Below are 7,346 nucleotides of genomic sequence, written 5' to 3'. Positions count from 1 at the left end.
GCCGTGAGCCGTGAGCCGTGAGCCGTGAGCCGTGAGCCGTGTTAGGGCACCAGAACGGCAGCACCATCAAACCGACCATGTCGCAGATCATCCAGTGCTTTGTTGGCGTCTTTCAGGGCATAGGGCGTGGTGGTTGTGTGAATCCCGATTTTGGGTGCAAGCGAGAGAAAATCCAGCCCGTCCTGACGCGTGAGGTTGGCCACGGACACAATCTCCCGTTCCTCCCACAAACTATCATAGGAGAACGCAGGAATTTCGCTCATATGAATACTTGCGCACACCACCTTGCCGCCTTTGCGCAGGGTTTTCAGTGCGGCGGGCACCCGACTGCCAACGGGTGCGAAAATAATGGTGGCATCCAACTGTTCCGGGGGGAGTTCATCCGAGCCTCCGGCCCAGCTTGCGCCAAGCTCGCGGGCAAAATCCTGCGTTTTGGTATCGCCGGGGCGTGTGAAGGCGAAAACCTTCTTTTTCTGCCACACCAGAACCTGCGCAATAATGTGAGCCGCCGCACCAAAACCGTATAGCCCGACCTTCTGCGCATCACCGGTTTTGATCAGAGACCGCCACCCGATCAGCCCAGCGCACAATAGCGGGGCTACTTCCACGTCTGATCCCTCTTCCCCTAACGGAAAGGCGAAGCGGGCATCTGCTACGGCTTGCGTAGCGTAACCGCCATCACGCGTGTAACCGGTAAAAACGGGATGGTCACACAGGTTTTCATGGTGGCTGTCACAATACGGGCAATGCCCGCACGTATGGCCCAGCCACGGAATGCCCACACGCTGGCCAATGGCCAGAGAGGATACGCCGATGCCAAGTGCATCAACGCGCCCGACAATTTCGTGCCCCGGTGTTACGGGCAGTTTGGGGTGTGTGAGGTCTCCATCCACCACATGCAGGTCTGTGCGGCAGACACCACAGGCCAGAACCTTGACCCTGATTTCGCCTGGTCCAGGCGTAAGATCCGGCAATTTCTCCCATTGCAAAGGGGTGCCGGGTTTGTGCAGGCGCATGGCAAACATGGGACAGAGAACCTCCCTTACGCGAATAATGGTCTAATTCGTCTCATGAAAAGCAAGTTGTGTCCTTGATCCTGCTCATTGCTGTGCTGATGGGCTGTTTAGCAGCGGGACGGCGCGGCCCCCGGCCTGTTGGGTACTGGCCTGCACCTGAACGCCAAGAACCTGCCAGCCACCCTGCGTTTGTGTCAGCACGGGTGCGCCACTGCTGCCGTGGGTGCCTGCGCAATCATGTGTAAACAATGTATGCCCGCCCAGATCCTGTGAAAGACCAGTGATATGGCAGGCCAGATCAGCGGTGATGATGTCGGGCTGATTCTGCTCGTAGCCGCCCAGCATGATCGGCGTGCCGGGCGCGATATCGACCGGTTCGGCGGTGACGTGAAACACGTCATCCGGTTTGGCGACGGGATGATCGAGCACCAGTGTGGCGTGATCCAATCCGGCGGTGCGGGCCTCCTCGGCTGTGGTGTAACCGGGTGGGATCATAACCCGCACCACGCGGGCATGGGCAATGTAATGATCTCCACTATAAGCGCGCAGGAAGTGCACGCTGGTCGGGCGGATAAATCGTGCAGTGGGAGAAAGCCACAGGCAATGGGCAGCGGTTTCCACCAGCACAGGGCTGATCAGAAAACCTGTGCATCGGCTTCCCAGTTCGGTTTGCACCCGGCCGATGGCGGACCATGGCATCTGGGTTGTATCTACTCGTTGGCGAGGGTCTTCCGGCCCGACACCGGCCAGATGGGTGCGATAGGCAGGCCCTTCAGCATGGGCCGCAGAAAGTAAGGGTCCTAGCAGTATCATTCCGGCAACGGCGGCCCGCGCAGCAGAGAAGGTAAGCCGGAGGAGGGAGGCGCCGGAAGACGCTGAAAACCGGAGGGGCCGGTTTTCAGCTGGTTGGCAGGCAGCAGATAAATTCGGCCTGCCAGTAAAAAAAGCTGAGAGGAAAAGGCGGGTTTTACGCGCCATAGCCCTGCGGGTGGACCTTGCGCCAAGCGTAGGCGGTTTCCACAATCCGGTCGATATCGGTGAATTCAGGAGCCCAGCCCGTGGCTTCCATCAGGCGCGCGGGGCTGGCCACCAGGCATGGAGGGTCACCCGGGCGGCGATCGCCCGCCTTCCATGGCACGTCCAACCCGGTGACGCGTGCCACACTTTCAATGATCTCACGGTTGGAGTTGCCGCGCCCTGTTCCCACGTTGAAGGTCACGCTTTTTCCGTTCAGGAGTGGCAGAACCGCCAGATGAGCGCGGGCAAGGTCGGTGACATGCACATAATCCCGAATGCAGGTACCATCCGGGGTAGGGTAGTCCTGTCCGAACAACGTAAGGGCAGGGCGGCGTTGCAGGGCAGCGTCAATCACCAGCGGGATCAGGTGCGTTTCCGGCCGGTGATCTTCCCCAGCGCGGCCAGCCGGGTCTGCCCCTGCCGCGTTGAAGTAACGCAGGCATGCACTTTTCAGCCCATGGATGCGGTCTGCCCAGTAAAGAGCGCGTTCCACCATGTATTTGCTCTCACCATAAGGCGAGCCGGGGTCTACGGGGGTGTCTTCACTGATGGGGGCATCCCCCGCAGAACCGAACAGGGCGGCAGTGGAGGAAAACACAAACCGTTTGATACCGTGACGCACGCAGGCATCAATCAGGCCGAACCCGATGCCCGCATTGGCGGACATATACAGCATGGGGTCCTGCATGCTTTCGCCAACCAGAGAGAGGGCGGCAAAATGGAGCACGCCGTCCCACGGGCCTTCCGCCAGAACCTTGTTCAGGCAGTCCAGATCAGCCAGATCTCCGTGAACAAAGCTGGCCTGTTCTGGCACAGCCGCCCGGTGGCCGGTGCGCAGGCTGTCAAACACCACAACGTCATGCCCGTCATCCAGCAAGGCGAGAACAACGTGGCTGCCAACATATCCGGCGCCACCGGTCACAAGAAAACGGGCCATGAAAGACGATACTCACATCTAAAAAAGATGACGGAACCTTAAGGTATTTCACAGCCAGGGCGCAAGCAGCCTTCATCCGTCAGAATGGTTTTAGAAGTCTGTCCAGATAGTCCAGTTCCTGCTGGGGGCGGGTGCGGTCTGAATCGCGGCGGCGCAGTTCCTGCTCAATTTCGCGCGCGCGCTGGCGGGCGACGTTGTCGGGCACGTGCGTACCATCATCCGGGGTCTGATCTCCGCCTTCACCCAGACGACGGCCTAGCGGGTCACGCTTGCCTTTCTGCTGGTCCTGCTCGTCACTCTCGTCCGTATCGTCTGAAGGAGTAGAGCCATCATCACCGCTGCTGGCGCTGCCCTGCCCCTGCTGGCCATCACCGTCGCCGCTACTGCCAAAGCCGGGAATAAAGCTCGGGGCGCTGCTTTTGCCATCGCCTTTCATGGCGTCCTGCATCTGCTGGCGGCCTTTGCGCAGGGCCTCCAGCGCTTTTTCCTGCGCCGTGGCGGCTGCTGAATCTTCTCCATCGCTCAATGCCGTGCGGGCGTCCTTCATGCTCTTTCGGGCATCATCAAAGGCGGGTGGCGTTTTGCCTGTCAGTTCCTTGAATTCATCTTTCAGTTCGTCCAGTGCCCGTTCCAGCGCGTGCTGGGTGGCGCGGTCCGTCCGGCGGGCGGCAGCCTGCTCTTCCGCTTTTGCCGGGTCGATCATCGTCTGCGCGGAAGGTTCCTGTTGTGTCGGCGAAGGCTGGCCGGGGTGAGGGGGGGCGCCACCCGGAGGCCCTTCCTGCTGGTCCGTGCCGGGAGGGACAGGCAGGCCGAGCTTCCGGAGAAGCTCGGAGGTAGACATGCTGCCGTAATCCTGATCTCCATCACCGCCATCATCTTCCAGCGCGTTCTGCTGCCGGGCCTGCGCGCGCAGTACCTCATCCAGTCGGGATTGCGCGTGGTCCAGCAGGGAGGTTTGCTTGCTGGTCAGGTCTCTGAGCGCGGCGGCCTGTTCACGCGCCTTCTGCTGCGCCACCATCTGGCGGGCAAGGGCGGCCATGTCCTGCGGGGTGGCGTTGCGCATCCGCTCCGTGGCGTCTTCCATCTGTTGCAGGCGCTCCAGCGCATCGCCCGAACGGCCATTGGCGGCATCATTCTGCAACTGCTTCATCAGCTTGGAAAACGCCTTGTCCCCCGCGCGGTAGAGGCCGGGCAGATCAGGAATGGCGGTGTGGTCCCGTAAGGCTTGGGTGGCAAGCGCCTGCATCTTGCGGGCAATAGCGTTTTTCAGGGCTTTCAGCCGCTCTTCCAGTTCCTCACGCGCCTGTTGATCCTGTTTTCCGTCCTCACGCATGTGGCGGAGCTGCTGTGCGACAGCAGCTTGAGCGGCTCGGGCATCAATCGAGGCCTGTGCGGACGCATCATCCCCGTTGCGCCGATCCTCAATATCCAGCGCCAGATCCCACATCAGGCCAACGGCACCGGTCCGGGCGGTTTCATCGCTGATATCAGCATTGTCCAGCATGGCGACAATGCTGGTGAGGTTCAGGAACATGCCCGTATGATCATTGATCGGGCCGGGTGTTTCACCTAGGGCGGCGAGATCCGTTGCCGTGCCGCTGCGGCTTTCACGCTCCAGCGCATAGCGTTTGCGCAGATCCAGCACCGCGCGCGCCACCGGCGAATGGAAGACGCGCGCCCCAAGCCGGAATGTGACGCTCTGGCTTTTCCCTTCATGTCCGCTGATGGACTGGGCAACCACCCGGCCCGTGACGTCCTCTCCCGCCCAGGGATCTTCTGACAGATCAGGTGAGACAACGCCTTTTACGGATTTGGGATGACCGGAAAGCGGAAGCGGAACGGTGAGGGTACGCGCAGGGCCGCGCCCCGGATGAACCAGATGCAACTGTACGGAGAGAGAAGCCAGCCCATAGGCATGTGCGGCCTCATAGGGCAGGCGGGTGCGCCAGTCTCCTTTGCCTGCGCCGGGGTTGGGTCCCCATTTGGCCGTGGGCGCGGCATCAGGCAATACGGTTACTGGCCACTGGGCCAGAGTGCGACCCCGACCCGCGAGCCGGATGACGCCGGTGTGGTCAAGGGTAACTTCCAGTTTCCAGTTTCCGGCATCAAGCCTTTGGCGGGCTTCATCCGTGAGCACCATGCCATTTGCGCCATGCACAACCGGATGGGTGGAAAGCCCGGTGACAATGGCTGTCAGCCGAGCTCCTTCCGGCACGTTGGGTGCCGTGCGCCCGTTGCCCAGAAAGACAGGGGCATCTGGTGCATAGGCGGGAGGGGTAATCCACGCTTCCACGTGTGGCATGGGAACGTTCGGGTCATCCCGACCGGGAATGAAGGCGGCCAGAATACGGCCCGGTGCGGTAGGGCCAGCGGCAATGCCCGCAGAAACCAGTGCCAGAAGGAGGGCACCAGTGGCAGCGCGGCGGTAAGCTGTTGCGGGAAGCAGATTGGGCCAGCCTGCCCGCAGGGTGCCAAGAGAGGCCAGAATGCGCTGCTGATGCGCCTGCCACAGTGACAGCGTGCCATCATCCACAGCCCCGGCGGGTTTGTCTGTCAGGGTGGCAAGGGGCTGGTTGTGCAGGCCGGAGGCACGTTCAATGCGCCGGTCCACCGCGTAGCGGGAAGGGGGGCGGAGAGCAGAAAGGTCACGCTGCAACCGCCAGCCGCACAGGCTGAGCCAGCCCGCAACCACCACAAGCCGCAGGCCATCGGGCAGGTGTTGGGGCAACCGAAGCAGGCCAGCCAGACAATAAAGGCCCAAAAGCCCGGCTGTGGGCTGAAGAGCAGGCCATAGACGTTCCACCCGCAGCACAAGGGCCGCGTGTTTGCGGGCAGAGGCAAGCCGCGCGGCCAGCGCGCCGTCCTGCGCCGTGGTGGAGGCCAGATCGTGTTTCAGATCACCTGTCTTCATACGGTCCCGGCGAGATGGGAGGGCACAATTTCATCCTGCCATAGTTCTTCAACGGTCTGCCTGCTGCGGATAACCTGCCATGTTCCATTGTCCACCAGCACTTCCGCCGCCAGTGGGCGGCTGTTGTAGGTGGAGCTCATAACCGCACCATAAGCGCCCGTGTCCAGAATAGCTATGCGGGAACCGCGCTGCATGGGGGGCAATAGACGGTCCCGTGCAAAGGTATCACCACTTTCACACACCGGGCCAACAACATGCGCGTGGGCCGCTGGCAAAGCGGCCTCATGCGCGCTGAGCGGCACGATGCCATGCCATGCATCATACATGCTGGGGCGCAACAGATCATTCATGGCGGTATCCAACACCAGAAATGGCGCTTCGTTTCCGCGTGCCTTGTGCAGGATGACGCTTCCCAACAGCACACCCGCCGGGCCGATGGGCCAGCGGCCCGGCTCAATGGCCAGACGCACGTTCAGATGCCCAAGCTCCGCCTTTATGGCTCCGGCCAATGCTTCCGGCTGGCCCTCAGGCTCATTGCGGTAGGAAATGCCAAGGCCGCCGCCGCAATCAATGACTTCCACCGTCTGGCCCGCAGCGCGGACGGTCTGCACCAACTCCGCTATGCGTGCATAGGCGGCGCGATAAGGGGCGGTGGAGAGAATCTGACTGCCAATATGGGTGGAAAATCCCACGGCCCGGATGCCGGGCAGGCTGGCTGCGTGCGCGTAGAGAGAGGCCGCATCATGAAACGGAATGCCAAATTTGTTCGCCGCCAGCCCCGTGGTGATCTTGGCATGGGTTTTGGCATCCACGTCCGGGTTGACGCGCAGGGTTATGGTGGCGGTGCGGCCCAGCTTTTGGGCAATGGCGGAAATAACATCCAGTTCTTCCGCGCTTTCCACATTGATCTGGCCCACGCCCAGCCCAATGGCTTGTTCCAGTTCCGCGTCTGTTTTTCCCACGCCGGAGAACACAATCCGCTCGGCTGGCATGCCGGCCTTTATGGCGCGGGCCAGCTCTCCGCCGCTGACAATATCCGCACCAAACCTCTCGGCGCGGAGAAGGGACAGAATGGCCAGATGATCATTGGCCTTCACGGCGTAATGGATGGCGACATCCAGCCCGGCCTGCTGCATGGCAGACTGCATACGGTGCATACGGCTGCGGAGCGTGTTCCCGCCAATTACCCAACAGGGCGTGCCCACGGCATCGGCTATGGCGTTCAGGGGCACGCCTTCCAGCATCAGGCCGCTATGAACATCCATTTTCAGGTGCGGATGCGTGGCCAGAAGCTCTGCAACGGAAGGGTCTGCATCAGTATAGGGAAGAACGTCGGCCATTGGATGAGGGAAGCCTTGAAGTCGAATAAGAAACTGCGGCTTCTGTCAGAATGCCGCAGCGTGGGAGAACGGAACAGCACAGCGATATTCCCGCCACACATACCGTTTTTGATATGTATGCCGGA

General features: G+C 61.4%; 5 protein-coding genes. All 5 read right to left on the bottom strand.

From position 1 onward, the window contains the following. Positions 1-41: 41 nt before the first annotated feature. Positions 42-1,025 carry a zinc-dependent alcohol dehydrogenase family protein gene (locus AD948_RS15795; protein ID WP_061472631.1) on the bottom strand — a complete coding sequence of 328 codons (984 nt, stop codon included), beginning with the start codon at positions 1,023-1,025 and terminating at the stop codon, positions 42-44. A gap of 75 nt (positions 1,026-1,100) precedes the next feature. Beyond that, positions 1,101-1,829 carry a trypsin-like serine peptidase gene (locus AD948_RS15790; RefSeq protein WP_061472638.1) on the bottom strand — a complete coding sequence of 243 codons (729 nt, stop codon included), beginning with the start codon at positions 1,827-1,829 and terminating at the stop codon, positions 1,101-1,103. Positions 1,830-1,983: 154 nt separating this feature from the next. Then, positions 1,984-2,970: a UDP-glucose 4-epimerase GalE gene (gene galE, locus AD948_RS15785; RefSeq protein WP_061472630.1), complete on the bottom strand. Its 987-nt coding sequence runs from the start codon at positions 2,968-2,970 to the stop codon at positions 1,984-1,986. A gap of 79 nt (positions 2,971-3,049) precedes the next feature. Further along, positions 3,050-5,881, bottom strand: coding sequence for a DUF4175 domain-containing protein (locus tag AD948_RS15780; RefSeq protein ID WP_061472629.1), 2,832 nt, complete (start codon positions 5,879-5,881; stop codon positions 3,050-3,052). Beyond that, the gene (gene lysA, locus AD948_RS15775) at positions 5,878-7,221 is read right to left on the bottom strand and encodes a diaminopimelate decarboxylase (RefSeq protein WP_061472628.1); all 1,344 of its coding nucleotides are present in this window, start codon (positions 7,219-7,221) and stop codon (positions 5,878-5,880) included. Before lysA ends, AD948_RS15780 begins: the two co-directional genes overlap by 4 nt. Between the last annotated feature and the right edge of the window lie 125 nt (positions 7,222-7,346).

The sequence above is a fragment of the Acetobacter senegalensis genome, assembly GCF_001580995.1.
Lineage (GTDB): Bacteria > Pseudomonadota > Alphaproteobacteria > Acetobacterales > Acetobacteraceae > Acetobacter > Acetobacter senegalensis.
The sequence above is the reverse complement of the archived record's forward strand: the minus strand, read 5'-3'. Positions and strand labels throughout refer to the sequence as shown.

Bases quoted from the DNA above. Each gene is read 5' to 3' on its own strand.
- galE (WP_061472630.1), bottom strand. From the start codon at position 2,970: ATGGCCCGTTTTCTTGTGACCGGTGGCGCCGGATATGTTGGCAGCCAC.
- AD948_RS15790 (WP_061472638.1), bottom strand. From the start codon at position 1,829: ATGATACTGCTAGGACCCTTACTTTCTGCGGCCCATGCTGAAGGGCCT.
- AD948_RS15795 (WP_061472631.1), bottom strand. From the start codon at position 1,025: ATGTTTGCCATGCGCCTGCACAAACCCGGCACCCCTTTGCAATGGGAG.
- AD948_RS15780 (WP_061472629.1), bottom strand. From the start codon at position 5,881: ATGAAGACAGGTGATCTGAAACACGATCTGGCCTCCACCACGGCGCAG.
- lysA (WP_061472628.1), bottom strand. From the start codon at position 7,221: ATGGCCGACGTTCTTCCCTATACTGATGCAGACCCTTCCGTTGCAGAG.